Raw genomic sequence first — 12,276 nt, forward strand, 5'->3', positions numbered from 1 at the left:
GCGATGGCCGCTGACGTCTTCCGGATCACGCTGGCCCAACTCAATCCCACGGTCGGCGATGTCGCGGGCAACGCCGCGAGGGCGCGCGAGGCGCGCGCCAAGGCGGCGGCCGATGGTGCCGATCTGGTGGCGCTGCCGGAGCTGTTCATGGCCGGCTATCCGCCGACCGATCTGGTTCGCGAGCCCGCGTTCCAGTCCACCTGCCGCGCCGCGATCGAGACGTTGGCGGGTGAGACCGCAGATGGCGGGCCGGCCGTGCTGATCGGCACGCCCTGGGCCGAGGACGATAGGCTCTTCAATGCCTGCGCGCTGCTTGACGGCGGCCGCATTGCCGCGCTGCGCTTCAAGGCCAACCTGCCCGATGGCGACCAGAGGCGCCTGTTCGCCCGTGGTCCGGCCGCCGGGCCCGTCAGCGTGCGCGGGGTTCGCATCGGCGTTGCGATTGGCGAGGACATCCGGGTCGAAGCATCGTCGGACGACGAGAGCGTGGTCGAGACCTTGGCGGAAACCGGAGCCGAGATCATCGTGGTCCCGAGCGGTTCGGCCTATGTCCGCGGTGGCGGCGATCGGCGCCTCTCGGCCGCCGTGGCGGTTGTCACCGGGAGCGACCTGCCGCTCGTCTGGCTCAACCAGGTGGGCGGCCAGGATGGAGTGGTGTTCGACGGCGCCTCGTTCGCGCTCAATGCCGATTTGTCGGTGGCCACCCAGTTGAGCGGCTTCGCGGCGGAGGTCGTGACCTTGACCTGGAGCAGGGGCGCCGACGGCTGGCACGGCCACGGCCCGGTGGCGAACGCGATCGACGGTGACGAGGCCGATTACGCCGCGTGCGTGCTCGGCCTGCGCGACCACGCGCTCAAGAACGGGTTCTCTGGCGTGCTGCTCGATTTGGCCGGCGGCATCTCGACGGTCTTATCAGCCGAGATCGCGGTCGATGCGCTCGGGCCGGACAAGGTTCGCGGCGTATTGCTGCCTGGGCGCGATACCGCGCCGGGGGCAAACGATGACGCCAAGGCGCTCGCGGCGAGGCTCGGCATCACCCTCGACATATGGCCGATCGAGGCTGCCGTCGAAGGCTTCGAAAAGATCCTGCCTCGGCCGCTTGCGACCGGCGTTCAGGACGACCTGCTGGCGCATATCCGCGGCACCATGCTGCGGGCGCTGGCGCGCACATCCGGCCTGCTGGTCGTTGCCGCCAGCAACACGTCGGATCTGCCGGGGAGAGGCACGCGTCACGCTGATGATGTGAGCTGCGGCTTCGCTCCGCTCGCCGACATCAGCACGATGCAAGTGATGCGCCTCGCCGCCTTGCGGGGGCGCTGGACGCCTGGCGATGCGCGGGGCCGGGCGGTCGAGGCGACAGCGCCCGACGCGTGCGAGGGATGATGCGGATGACCCGGCGGACTTGCTCAGCGCGCCGGGATGAAGGTCGGGCCGACCGTACGGATCTGCTTGTCGCCGCCGGCGCCGGTGGTGGTGTCGGCGGTCGCGGCCGGCGGCGCCGCATCGGCGGGCGCTGCGCCCTTCTTGGCAGCCGTCGCCGGTGGCTTGCCGGTCTGGCGCTGCTGCATCCGCTTGGCGCTCTCTTCCGTGACGATGATGTCGCCTTGCTCGGCGGCGCTGGCCCGGTCGTCGATCGATTTCAGCGCATCGGCCCAGGTCTGGCCCGGCGCCTTGCAAGAGCAGGATGGGTTGAACTCGGTGCGATATTTGAACGCATTCGGCAGTGCGCTGTAGGGCTGGCCGTTGACCGACACCGCCTGGTTCATGTCCTCGCCGGGATTGCGATAGGTGAACAGCGTCGCGTCGGCGGCCGGGCATTGCGCCTTGCAGGCCCGCTCGTCATCGGCGAAGCGGCCGGGAACGGTGGCGAACGAGATCGGGAAATAGGCGCCGTCACAGCTGCGTACGCAGACGGTGCGGTAGGTGCCCTGGGGCGCGGCGAGATCGGCGCTCGGCGGTGGCAGCGACGCGGCCGGGTTGGTGTCGGGGCCGCCGCCGAACAGGCTCGTCAGGAAATTGCCGCCGCCGCCACCGCCGCCGCCGCCGCCGCGGTTGGCATTGGCATATTGCTGATATTGCGGGCCGCAATTGTTCTGACCGAGCGCCGCAAGCACCGAACGACGCTGATTGTCCCGCTCGCCGCCAAAGCCGCCGCCGCGCAGCCGCTCCAGGCTGCCGGTGATCTGGTCGAGATTGGCGCGCATCTGCTGGATCTGGTTGTTCACGGGGGCGCATTCGGCCGAGCGGCCGTTGAACAGCGAGAAGAAGCCGGAACTGTCGCAGCCCATGCGCTTGGCCTGCATGCTGACGCGATCGAGCTCGCTCTGCTGCTTGGCCGCCGCATCCTGATAGCGCCGGATCTGGTCCTCACGGGCGGGATCGCCGCCACCGCCGCGGTCGATCGAGGCAAGCTGCGCCTCGAGACGCGGGCAGATCGGATTGACCCCGGCCTGCGGCGTCGGCGGGCCCGGCGGCATCTGCGCATAGGAGTCGGAACTGGATTGGGCGAGCGCGTGCGAGCCGGTCAGGATCAGTCCGAGCAATGCGGTACGGGCCAACAGGCGCGGAGACAGGGAAGCGATCAAGATGTGGTATTCCGGTCCATGGATGCAGCCGCGGGACTAGCACAGAATTCGGAAAAATCGCGGCAGCGGCGAGCTTCCAATAGCCGCTTTGTTCGGCAGCGTCACGTCGTTTCCAGGGCGCCCGGAAGGCGGGAACTGCCGGTGCCGGACGGCTCAGCGCTGGCAGGTGATCGCGACAAAATCGCTGCAGCTGCCGTGCGTGCAGCTTGCGCCGGCCTTCGAGACCGATCCGGTAATCTCATCGGGATCGACCCGGCGGTAGGACGAGGCCTGAGCAAAATCCCGTGATTGGCAGTAGGAGCGCGCGGCCGAGGCACCGCATTTGTCACCCCTGGCCAGGCACTGGTCGACGCCATAGCCGTCGGATTCGTTGGCGATGATGAAGATGCGGCTCTCCGCCGAAGCGGTCGTTGCGGCGGCGAGAAGGACGAAGCAGGCGAGCAGCGCCGAGGAGAATCGCATGGTGCACCGGACGATGAGGGATACAACTCATGGTTAGGCCAAAAAGGTTAATAATGATTAACCTCGCGGCAGGGCGGGTGCATTTGGGCGGCGAAAACGGCCGTTTTGCGACCCTTGACGGCAACACCAGCCTGGATCATGGTGACACCCATGAACGGTTTCCTCGCCATCTGCTGCATTTGCCGCGAGATTACGCGCTAGCGATTCGCTGGCTGAGGCCGTCTTTTCTCACCCGAGATGATCAGGACGCCCGGCCGGCAGGTCGGAGCGTGATTTTGCCGTGGCCGCCCGCCTGCGGGCGTCATCTGGCGGAGGACAGCTGTCACGTCTCGCCCGGCGAGGCGGAACGCACAGGCATTCGGGGACGGACCATGGAATTGCGTTTGTACGACACCGCGACGCGGGAGAAGCGCCCCTTCGTGCCGCTCCATCGGAACAATGTCCGCATGTATGTCTGCGGACCGACCGTCTATGACTTCGCCCATATCGGCAACGCGCGCCCGGTCATTGTCTTCGACGTCCTGTTCCGGCTGTTGCGCCATCTCTATGGCGCCGAGCACGTCACCTATGTCCGCAACATCACGGATGTCGACGACAAGATCAACGCGCGCGCGGCGCGCGACTTTCCCGGACTGCCGCTGAACGAGGCCATCCGCAATGTGACGGAGCTGACTGAGCGACAGTTCCATGAGGATGTCGACGCGCTCGGGTGCCTCAGGCCGACGATCGAGCCGCGCGCGACCGAGCATATCGCCGAGATGCGCGACATCATCGAAAGGCTGGTGGCCGGCGGCTTCGCCTATGTCGCAGAGGACCACGTGCTGTTCTCTCCAGCCGCCATGAATGCCGCCAACAAGGTGCTGCCGCGCTATGGCGCGCTCGCCAATCGCTCGCTCGACGAGATGATCGCCGGGGCCCGCGTGGACGTCGCGCCCTACAAGAAGGATGCGACCGATTTCGTGCTGTGGAAGCCGTCGAAACCCGGCGAGCCGTCCTGGCCGTCGCCGGCCGGCATCGCGGCCGAGGGCCGTCCCGGCTGGCACATCGAATGCTCTGCAATGTCCTGGAAGCACCTCGGTGAGACCTTCGACATCCATGGTGGCGGCATCGATCTCGTATTTCCGCATCACGAGAACGAGGTGGCGCAGAGCTGCTGCGCCTTCCACACCGCGCGCATGGCCAATGTGTGGATGCACAACGGCTTCCTGCAGGTCGAGGGCGAGAAGATGTCGAAGAGCCTCGGCAACTTCGTCACCATTCGGGAGGTCCTGGCGGATTGGCCGGGCGAGGTCGTACGCCTGAACATGCTCAAGACGCATTATCGCTCGCCGATCGATTGGACCTTGAGAGGGCTCGAGGAGAGCGCGAAGGCGGTCGATGATTGGTACCGCACGGCGGGCGATCTGCGCGAAGGCAGGCCTGCGGACGCCGTCATCGAAGCGCTGCGTGACGATATCAACACGCCGTTGATGGTCGCCGTGCTTCATGGTCTGCGCAATGAGGCAGCTTCTGGCGGTGTCGACGATGTGGCGCGCTTCGTCGGGTCGCTGCGATTGTTGGGCTTCCTGGCCGAAGATGCCGCGCAATGGCGCGCGCGCAAGCAACAGGCCAGCGGCGTCGATGCGGCGAAGGTCGAGGGCCTGATTGCCGAGCGCACCGCGGCGCGGGCGCGCAAGGATTTCAAGGAATCCGACCGTCTGCGCGACGAGCTCGCGGCCATGGGCGTGGTGCTGAAGGACGGCAAGGGCGCCGACGGCAAGCCGGTCACGACCTGGGAGATGGCGCGATGACGAAGCCCGACACGCCGTTTCCGCGGCACTGGCTGTATTATATCGGACTGAAACTGGTGCTGATCGCGGGCGCAGTGGCGCTGGTCACGAAGCTCTACGGCATGTGGTGAGGACATGGGACAGGCATTTCCGAAAGCCGCGTTGCGGCCGTTTCTCCCCGCAGATGCGCCGCTGCTGGCCGCGATCTTCGTTGCCAGCATCCACGAACTGACGTCAGACGATTACAGCGAGGAGCAGCAGGAGGCTTGGGCGTCCGCCGCCGATGATGAAGCCGGCTTCGGCAAGAGGCTGGCATCCGAGCTCACCTTGATCGCGACGCTGCAAGGGGCGCCCGTCGGCTTTGCCTCCCTGAAGGGCAACGACCAGATCGACATGCTCTATGTGCATCCGAGCGCCGCCGGGCAGGGCGTTGGAGCGACGCTGTGCGACGCGCTGGAGAAGCTCGCGGGCGCGCGTGGCACCACAGGCCTGCGGGTCGACGCCAGCGACAGCGCGGTGGATTTCTTTCGCAAGCGTGGCTACGTCGCTCAGCAGCGCAACAGCGTCTCCATCAATGGCGAGTGGCTCGCGAACACCACGATGAAAAAGACGCTCGGCGCAGGAGCCCAGGCATGAGCAGCACGGGCACAGGCCGGGAACGGCTGTATCTGTTCGATACGACCCTGCGCGACGGCGCGCAGACCAACGGCGTCGATTTCACGCTCGCCGACAAGCGCGTCATCGCGCGCATGCTCGACGAGCTCGGCATCGATTATGTCGAGGGCGGCTATCCCGGCGCCAATCCGCTCGACACCGAGTTCTTCGCCGAGAAGCCGAGGCTCGGCCAGGCCCGTTTCACCGCGTTTGGCATGACGCGGCGTGCCGGCCGCTCGGTGTCGAACGATCCCGGCGTGGCGGCCCTGCTTGAGGCCAAGGCGGATGCGATCTGCTTCGTCGCCAAATCGTCGGCCTATCAGGTGCGGGTCGCGCTCGAGACGACGAACGAGGAGAATCTGGCGTCGATCCGCGACAGCGTGACGGCGGCCAGGGCCGCCGGGCGCGAGGTCATGCTCGATTGCGAGCATTTCTTCGACGGCTACAAGGAGAATGCCGAGTTCGCTCTCGCCTGTGCCAGGACCGCCTATGAGGCCGGGGCGCGCTGGGTGGTGCTGTGCGACACCAATGGCGGCACCATGCCGCACGAGATCGAGACGATCGTCGGTGTGGTCGCGAAGCACGTGCCCGGCGATCATCTCGGTATCCACGCCCATAATGACACTGAGCAGGCGGTGGCGAATTCACTTGCGGCGGTGCGGGCCGGGGTCCGCCAGATCCAGGGCACCTTGAACGGTCTCGGCGAGCGCTGCGGCAACGCCAATCTGTGCTCGCTGATCCCCACATTGAAGCTGAAGGGAGAATTTTCCAGCCGATTCGAGATCGGCGTCTCGGATCAGCAGCTCGGCTCGCTGGTGAAGGTGTCCCGCACGCTCGACGACATGCTCAACCGGGCGCCGAACCGGCATGCGCCCTATGTCGGCGAGAGCGCCTTCGTCACCAAGACCGGCATCCACGCATCGGCCGTGCTCAAGGATCCTCAGACCTATGAGCACGTCGCGCCCGAGAGCGTCGGCAATCATCGTAAGGTGCTGGTCTCCGATCAGGCTGGCCGCTCCAACGTCATCGCCGCGCTGGAGCGCGGCGGCATCCCGTTCAGCAAGAACGATCCGAAGCTGACGCGCCTTGTCGAGGAGCTGAAGGAGCGCGAGGCCGCCGGCTACGCCTATGAATCCGCCAATGCCTCGTTCGAGCTCTTGGCCCGGCGCACCCTCGGCTCGGTGCCGGAGTTTTTCCGTGTCGAGCAGTTCGACGTCAATGTCGAGCAGCGCTACAACGCGGTCGGCGAGCGCATCACCGTGGCGCTCGCGGTCGTCAAGGTCGACGTTGCCGGTGAGCGGCTGATCTCGGCGGCCGAAGGCAACGGCCCCGTCAACGCGCTCGACGTCGCGTTGCGCAAGGACCTCGGCAAGTATCAGGGCTATATCGACGGCCTCAAGCTGATCGACTACCGCGTGCGTATCCTCAACGGCGGCACCGAGGCGGTCACGCGCGTGCTGATCGAGAGCGAGGACGAAACAGGCGAGCGCTGGACCACGGTCGGTGTTTCGCCCAACATCATCGCCGCCTCGTTCCAGGCGCTGATGGATTCGGTATTCTACAAGCTCGTGAAGTCTGGCGCGGCGGGGTGAAATAGGTGGCCGTCATTGCGAGCGCAGCGGCACAGCGAAGCAGTGCAGGAGCGATCGCGCGACTCTGGACTGCTCCGTCGCTGTGCTCCTCGCATTGACGCGGAGGGGCCAGGAGCAAACGCATGATCGACCACATTTCCGTCGGTGTCAGCGATCTCGCTCGCAGCACGCGCTTCTATGAGCAGGCGTTGGCGCCACTTGGCTTGGCGCGTCTGATCGAACGGCCGACGACCATCGGCTTTGGCAAGGCCTATCCGGAGTTCTGGATCAATCTGCGCCCTGGGATGGCCCGCGTGCCGGCTGACACCGGCTCGCATCTCTGCTTCCGCGCCAAGAGCACGGCGGAGGTCGATGGCTTTCACGCCGCGGCGCTGCAGGCCGGCGGGGTCTCGGATGGTCCGCCCGGGCTGCGGCCGCATGACCGCGTACGCTATTACGCGGCCTTCGTGCTCGATCCCGACGGCAACCGGATCGAAGCGGTGACATTTCCGACGGAGTAGGGATGTCAGAGCCGCTTGGCGATCTCCGGCGCCATTTCCGTCTCTTCCTTGGCGACGCGGGCGGCCGCTTCGCGCAAGCGGGGGAGGATGTCCTCGACGCGTTCGGCCTTGAGCAGCTCGATCTGGAAGCCGGGGCGGATGAACTCGGTCTCGCGCATGTGAGCGAGCAGCGCGAACAGCGGTTCCCAGAAGCCGTCGATATTGGCCATCAGCACCGGCTTCGCATGGCGTCCCAGCTGCTTCCAGGTCAGCTGCTCCACCAGCTCCTCGAGCGTGCCGATCCCGCCCGGCAGGGCGACGAACGCGTCGGAGTGCTCGAACATCAGCCGCTTGCGTTCGTGCATGTCGGGCGTGATGATGAGATCCTTCAGCGGCATCATCACTTCCTTCTTCACTAGGAAGTCCGGAATGATGCCGGTCACCTCGCCACCATGATCCAGCACGGCCTTGGCGACGGCGCCCATCATGCCGACGGAGCCGCCACCATAGACGAGCCTGACGCCGCTCTCGGCAAACGCCTTGCCGAGCGCCTTGGCTGATTCGATAAAGCTGGGATTCGTCCCCGGGCCGGAGCCGCAATAGACGCAGACGGTGCGGATTTCAGTCATTGGAGGGATGTGACACTGCAGTTGAAAGGCGTCAAGACGAAGGCGGATGGGCTGGATCTGCGGGCTTTTACGGAGAGTCCCGCACGATCCGGATAAATCTGTCGCAATCGAGGATGCAAATACTGCGCCGCGGCAACGGTTTTGGTCGCCACGCGCGTGCATATGGCGCGGGGACACTCTATATGACGCAGGCTCGCCTCGGCATCACAACATGCCGCGCCCCCTGCTGTTCCAGATTGCTTGATGCCACCTGATTCCGCCTCCGATCCTGCCGCCAACCAGCCGCAAGCGTCCCTCGAGCAGGGAACGCTGGCCGGCACCTTGCGGCGTCTCTGGCCCTTCATCTGGCCGAGCGATCGGGCCGATCTCAAAATGCGCGTGTTGTGGTCGGTCGTGCTGCTGCTCGCGGCCAAGGTCGCGACGCTTGTTCTGCCCTTCACCTTCAAATGGACCACCGACGCGCTGACCGGCGCCAACACTGCGCCAATTCAACCGGATAACTGGGCCTTCTGGCTGGTTGCCTCGCCCATCGTGATGACAGCGAGCTACGGCGCGATACGCGTGCTGATGGCGGTGTTGACGCAATGGCGCGACGGCATCTTCGCCCGCGTCGCCATGCATGCGGTGCGCAAGCTCGCGACCATCACTTTCGTCCACATGCACGAATTGTCGCTGCGCTTTCATCTGGAGCGCAAGACCGGCGGTCTGACCCGCGTGCTCGAACGCGGCCGCAACGCTATCGAGACGATCGTGCGCATGGTGATCCTGCAGCTGATCCCGACGATCGTCGAGGTCTCACTGCTGACCGCGGTGCTGCTGTGGCAGTTCGACTGGCGTTACGTGCTGGTCACTCTGGCCATGGTGGCGGCCTATCTTTACTACACCTACATCGCGACCGAATGGCGCATCGAGATCCGGCGTCGCATGAACGACTCGGATACCGAGGCCAATACCAAAGCGATCGACTCGCTTTTGAACTATGAGACGGTGAAGTATTTCGGCGCCGAGGCGCGCGAGGCCGAGCGCTACGACCGCTCGATGGAGCGCTATGAGCGCGCCAGCGTCAAAACCTATACTTCGCTCGCGGTGCTCAACGCAGGGCAGGCGGTGATCTTCACCATCGGGCTGACTGCGGCGATGCTGATGTGTGCCCAAGGCGTGCGTCAGGGCCATAACACGGTCGGCGACTTCGTCATGATCAACAGCATGATGATACAGCTGTACCAGCCGCTGAACTTTATGGGCATGGTGTACCGCGAGATCAAGCAGGCGATCATCGACATCGAGAAGATGTTCGGCGTGCTCACGCGCGATGCAGAGGTGAAGGATGCGCCGGGGGCGAAGCCGCTCGTGGTGACGAGCGGCCAGCTCCGCTTCGAGGATGTCCGCTTCGCCTATGAGCCGGACCGGCCGATCCTGCAGGGGCTCAGCTTCGAGGTGCCCGCCGGCAAGACGGTTGCGATCGTGGGGCCGTCGGGCGCTGGCAAGTCGACCATCTCGCGGCTGCTGTTCCGGCTGTACGACGTGTCCAGCGGCCGCATCCTGATCGATGGGCAGGACATTCGCGACGTCACCCAGGTGTCGCTGCGCGCCCAGATCGGCATGGTGCCGCAGGATACCGTGCTGTTCAACGACACCATCCGCTACAATATCCGCTATGGGCGATGGGATGCCGATGATGCCGCGGTCGAGGAGGCCGCGCGGCTGGCCCAGATCGACGGCCTGATCCGGATGGCCCCCAAGGGCTACGAGACGCAGGTGGGTGAGCGCGGTCTGAAGCTCTCCGGCGGTGAAAAGCAGCGCGTCGCGATCGCCCGAACGATCCTCAAGGGTCCGCCGATCCTGGTCCTGGACGAGGCCACCTCGGCACTGGATAGCCATACTGAGCACGAGATTCAGGAGGCGCTCGACCGGGTGTCGCGCAACCGGACCTCGGTGGTGATCGCGCACCGGCTCTCGACGATTGTGGCTGCCGACGAGATCATTGTGCTGGACCGGGGTAGCATCGCGGAGCGGGGCACCCATGCCGAGTTGCTCGCAAAGGGCGGTCTCTATGCCAGCATGTGGAACCGCCAGCGCGAGGCCGAGGCGGCGCGCGAGAAGCTGGCTCAGATCGGCGACGACGTTTCGGCTCCGAACCGCAATCCGCCCGGTCGAAGCGAGCCGGAGGTGACCAGACCCGATCTGGACGGTCCAGTGGCGACGGCTGCCGAATGAGCCCGCGAACCGCCGCGATCCCCAGTTAAGGATTCATTTTGACCTTCGCCGCTCGGCGACCTAGTCAGGGCGGCGCTCAGCTCTGATCTCGGAGCGGCACCATCTCAACGAAGCAGGCCATGTCGATCAGCAATTCCATTCGTGCTCAGATTCCCCCGATTCACCCCGAAGGCTATCCCTTCATCGGAGGATTTGCCCTCGTCAGCCTGATCCTGTTCTGGATCTTCACCCCACTTGGCTGGATCGGAACGCTGCTCACCGTCTGGTGCGCGCTGTTCTTTCGCGATCCGATCCGCGTCACCCCGCAGCGGGAGGGGCTGGTGGTGGCACCGGCCGACGGGCGGATCTCGATGATTACGCGGGCGCTGCCGCCGGCCGAGCTCGGCCTCGGGGACCGTCCACTGCTGCGCGTATCGATCTTCATGAGCGTCTTCAATGTTCACGTGAACCGCAGCCCGGTGGCCGGTCGGATCGAGAAGATCTCCTACCGCCCCGGCGCGTTCATCAATGCAGAGCTCGACAAAGCGAGCGAGGACAATGAGCGCAACTCGCTCGCAATCTCGACGCCCCACGGCAAGATCGGCGTGGTCCAGATCGCCGGTCTCGTGGCGCGCCGGATTGTGTCGTTCGTGCGCGAAGGCCAGACGGTCGGTGCCGGCGAGCGCTTCGGCCTGATCCGGTTCGGATCGCGGCTCGACGTCTATCTGCCTGATGGCACGGAAGTTCTGGTTTCGGAGGGGCAGACCGCCATTGCCGGCGAAACCATCCTGGCCGATTTCGATGTGGCCACGCCTGGACTGACGTTCCGGAGCCAGTGAACCGCGGCCAATCCAGTATGACTCATTAAGGGAACCTTGGGTCGCGCTCCGGCACAAGGTTCAGACCAGCCACTCTGCGGTGTGATCATGAGCTTCGATCCGAACTCTCCCGAACTGCGCCGTCGCCGTTTCCGTCCGATTCCGGTGCGGCTGCTCGTGCCGAACATGATCACCCTGCTGGCGATCTGCGCCGGCCTGACCGCGATCCGGCTGTCGACCGAAGGCCGGATGGAGCTCGCTGTCGGCGCCATCGTCTTTGCGGCCTTCCTGGACGGCATCGACGGCCGCATCGCCCGGATGATCAAGGGGCAGTCGAAATTTGGCGCGGAGCTCGACAGCCTCGCCGATTTCGTCAATTTCGGCGTGGCGCCCGGCCTGATCCTTTATTTCTGGCAGCTTCATGAGCTGCGCGACGGCGGCTGGATTGCCGCCATGATGTACGCGATCAGCGGCGGACTGCGGCTGGCGCGCTTCAATGCCAGCATCGACGATCCCAACAAGCCGCCGTTCGCGGCGAATTTCTTCACCGGTGTCCCGGCCCCCCTGGGAGCGATCACCGTGCTGTTGCCTGTCTATCTGGCCTTCCTCGATGTGCCGAAGCCGCCGGCGCTGGTGACCGCGGCCTACACGCTGCTGATCGCTTTCCTCATGGTGTCGCGGCTTCCGGTGTTCTCGGGCAAGACCGCAAGAATGCGCGTCGCGCCTGAGCTCGTGCTGCCAGTATTTGCGGCGGTGGTGTTCTTCGTCGCGCTGCTCGTGGTCTATCCCTGGCACATCCTCTCGGCCGGCTCGATCCTCTATATGCTGAGCCTGCCGTTCGGCTGGCGGCTGTACCGTCAGCAGGCGGCGCGCCATGCGGCCGCGCTCGGCGCCGCGGCCACGGCGTCGCAAGGGTCGGCGCCGTCCGCCGCTTCATTCTCCCAGCCGAGCGTGCCTGCGCCCGAGCAGGAGCAGCGGCCGCCTGAACGTCTGCACTGAGCGCAAGGCCCCAGGTCCGGGCCGGAGCTTTGCCGGCCTGGGCCGCCTCGTCTATACCGGATGGCCAAGGACGCTCGTGAATGCCGTCCGCAT

Annotated in this window: 11 protein-coding genes; 8 read left to right on the forward strand and 3 right to left on the reverse strand. The window is 65.6% G+C overall.

What is annotated here, in order from left to right:
- The first annotated feature begins 3 nt into the window (after nt 1-3).
- Nucleotides 4-1,383 (forward strand): nitrilase-related carbon-nitrogen hydrolase, encoded by a 1,380-nt coding sequence (locus BBTA_RS16340; RefSeq protein ID WP_012043599.1) that lies wholly within the window; start codon nt 4-6, stop codon nt 1,381-1,383.
- Between the two features lie 23 nt (nt 1,384-1,406).
- On the opposite strand, the gene BBTA_RS16345 is transcribed toward BBTA_RS16340, so the two are convergent.
- Both BBTA_RS16345 and BBTA_RS16350 read right to left on the reverse strand, forming a co-directional pair.
- Nucleotides 1,407-2,585, reverse strand: coding sequence for a DUF2865 domain-containing protein (locus tag BBTA_RS16345; RefSeq protein WP_012043600.1), 1,179 nt, complete (start codon nt 2,583-2,585; stop codon nt 1,407-1,409).
- A gap of 153 nt (nt 2,586-2,738) precedes the next feature.
- A complete protein-coding gene (locus BBTA_RS16350) occupies nt 2,739-3,047 on the reverse strand; it encodes a hypothetical protein (protein WP_012043601.1) in 309 nt (102 codons plus the stop codon).
- Nucleotides 3,048-3,418: 371 nt separating this feature from the next.
- Between BBTA_RS16350 and cysS the strand changes: the two genes are divergently transcribed.
- The 4 genes from cysS (at nt 3,419) to BBTA_RS16370 (ending at nt 7,562) form a co-directional block, all read left to right on the forward strand.
- On the forward strand, nt 3,419-4,837 hold the full coding sequence (gene cysS / locus BBTA_RS16355) for a cysteine--tRNA ligase (protein WP_012043602.1): 1,419 nt from the start codon (nt 3,419-3,421) through the stop codon (nt 4,835-4,837).
- A 114-nt stretch (nt 4,838-4,951) separates the two neighbouring features.
- Nucleotides 4,952-5,452: a GNAT family N-acetyltransferase gene (locus BBTA_RS16360; protein WP_012043604.1), complete on the forward strand. Its 501-nt coding sequence runs from the start codon at nt 4,952-4,954 to the stop codon at nt 5,450-5,452.
- A complete protein-coding gene (cimA, locus tag BBTA_RS16365) occupies nt 5,449-7,062 on the forward strand; it encodes a citramalate synthase (protein ID WP_012043605.1) in 1,614 nt (537 codons plus the stop codon). The genes BBTA_RS16360 and cimA overlap by 4 nt, the downstream gene beginning before the upstream one ends.
- A 122-nt stretch (nt 7,063-7,184) precedes the next feature.
- On the forward strand, nt 7,185-7,562 hold the full coding sequence (locus BBTA_RS16370) for a VOC family protein (protein ID WP_012043606.1): 378 nt from the start codon (nt 7,185-7,187) through the stop codon (nt 7,560-7,562).
- A 5-nt stretch (nt 7,563-7,567) separates the two neighbouring features.
- On the opposite strand, the gene BBTA_RS16375 is transcribed toward BBTA_RS16370, so the two are convergent.
- Nucleotides 7,568-8,170, reverse strand: coding sequence for a TIGR00730 family Rossman fold protein (locus BBTA_RS16375; RefSeq protein WP_012043607.1), 603 nt, complete (start codon nt 8,168-8,170; stop codon nt 7,568-7,570).
- Between the two features lie 243 nt (nt 8,171-8,413).
- On the opposite strand from BBTA_RS16375, the gene BBTA_RS16380 reads away from it, so the two are divergent.
- The 3 genes from BBTA_RS16380 (at nt 8,414) to BBTA_RS16390 (ending at nt 12,183) form a co-directional block, all read left to right on the forward strand.
- Nucleotides 8,414-10,387 (forward strand): ABC transporter ATP-binding protein/permease, encoded by a 1,974-nt coding sequence (locus tag BBTA_RS16380; RefSeq protein ID WP_012043608.1) that lies wholly within the window; start codon nt 8,414-8,416, stop codon nt 10,385-10,387.
- Nucleotides 10,388-10,488: 101 nt separating this feature from the next.
- Nucleotides 10,489-11,205: a phosphatidylserine decarboxylase gene (locus BBTA_RS16385; RefSeq protein ID WP_305727951.1), complete on the forward strand. Its 717-nt coding sequence runs from the start codon at nt 10,489-10,491 to the stop codon at nt 11,203-11,205.
- A gap of 87 nt (nt 11,206-11,292) precedes the next feature.
- Nucleotides 11,293-12,183, forward strand: a complete 891-nt coding sequence (locus BBTA_RS16390; protein ID WP_012043610.1) for a phosphatidylcholine/phosphatidylserine synthase — start codon at nt 11,293-11,295, stop codon at nt 12,181-12,183.
- Nucleotides 12,184-12,276 lie beyond the last annotated feature (93 nt).

It is taken from the genome of Bradyrhizobium sp. BTAi1, assembly GCF_000015165.1.
Taxonomy (GTDB): domain Bacteria; phylum Pseudomonadota; class Alphaproteobacteria; order Rhizobiales; family Xanthobacteraceae; genus Bradyrhizobium; species Bradyrhizobium denitrificans.

Coding starts and splice junctions, on each gene's coding strand:
- BBTA_RS16380 (WP_012043608.1), top strand. CDS start 8,414: ATGCCACCTGATTCCGCCTCCGATCCTGCCGCCAACCAGCCGCAAGCG.
- BBTA_RS16340 (WP_012043599.1), top strand. CDS start 4: ATGGCCGCTGACGTCTTCCGGATCACGCTGGCCCAACTCAATCCCACG.
- BBTA_RS16375 (WP_012043607.1), bottom strand. CDS start 8,170: ATGACTGAAATCCGCACCGTCTGCGTCTATTGCGGCTCCGGCCCGGGG.
- BBTA_RS16370 (WP_012043606.1), top strand. CDS start 7,185: ATGATCGACCACATTTCCGTCGGTGTCAGCGATCTCGCTCGCAGCACG.
- BBTA_RS16390 (WP_012043610.1), top strand. CDS start 11,293: ATGAGCTTCGATCCGAACTCTCCCGAACTGCGCCGTCGCCGTTTCCGT.
- BBTA_RS16360 (WP_012043604.1), top strand. CDS start 4,952: ATGGGACAGGCATTTCCGAAAGCCGCGTTGCGGCCGTTTCTCCCCGCA.
- cysS (WP_012043602.1), top strand. CDS start 3,419: ATGGAATTGCGTTTGTACGACACCGCGACGCGGGAGAAGCGCCCCTTC.
- cimA (WP_012043605.1), top strand. CDS start 5,449: ATGAGCAGCACGGGCACAGGCCGGGAACGGCTGTATCTGTTCGATACG.
- BBTA_RS16350 (WP_012043601.1), bottom strand. CDS start 3,047: ATGCGATTCTCCTCGGCGCTGCTCGCCTGCTTCGTCCTTCTCGCCGCC.